1 protein-coding gene is annotated in these 636 nt (G+C 62.9%); it reads left to right on the top strand.

Annotated elements, in window-relative coordinates:
- A partial coding sequence (locus JMY28_RS38830) for an NAD(P)/FAD-dependent oxidoreductase (RefSeq protein ID WP_201701152.1) occupies positions 1-636 on the top strand: 636 nt, incomplete at both ends.

Raw genomic sequence — 636 nt, 5'->3', positions numbered from 1 at the left:
ACGCGAGTCGATGGAATACGACGTGGTGATCGTGGGTGGTGGCCCCGCCGGGCTGTCCGCCGCGATCCGCCTGAAGCAGCTGGCCGCGGAGAAAGGCGCTGAAATCGGCGTGTGCGTGCTGGAAAAAGGCTCGGAAATCGGGGCGCATATCCTCTCGGGCGCGGTCATGGATCCGCGTGCCCTGAACGAGCTGATTCCGGACTGGAAAGAGCAAGGCGCACCGCTGAACGTGCCCGTCACCGAAGACAAGTTCCTTTTTCTTTCCGAAACGGGGGCTAAATCGGTGCCGAACTGGGCGCTGCCCGATAACTTCAAGAACCACGGCAACTACGTCATCAGCCTCGCGAACGTCACGCGCTGGCTGGGTCAACAGGCCGAGGCGCTGGGCGTGGAAATCTTCCCGGGCTTCCCGGCGGCTGAAGTGCTCTACAACGAAGACGGCTCGGTGAAGGGCGTCGCCACCGGCAACATGGGTGTCGGCAAGGACGGCGAGCCCACCGAGAACTTCCAGCTCGGCATGGAACTGCACGCAAAGTACACGCTGTTCTGCGAAGGCTGCCGCGGGCACCTGGGCCGTCAACTGAACGAGAAGTTCAAGCTGGGCAAGGATTCGGACCCGCAGGTCTACGGCATCGG

It is taken from the genome of Paraburkholderia hiiakae (genome assembly GCF_904848665.1).
In the GTDB taxonomy this organism is placed as follows: Bacteria; Pseudomonadota; Gammaproteobacteria; order Burkholderiales; family Burkholderiaceae; genus Paraburkholderia; species Paraburkholderia hiiakae.
The sequence above is the reverse complement of the archived record's forward strand: the minus strand, read 5'-3'. Positions and strand labels throughout refer to the sequence as shown.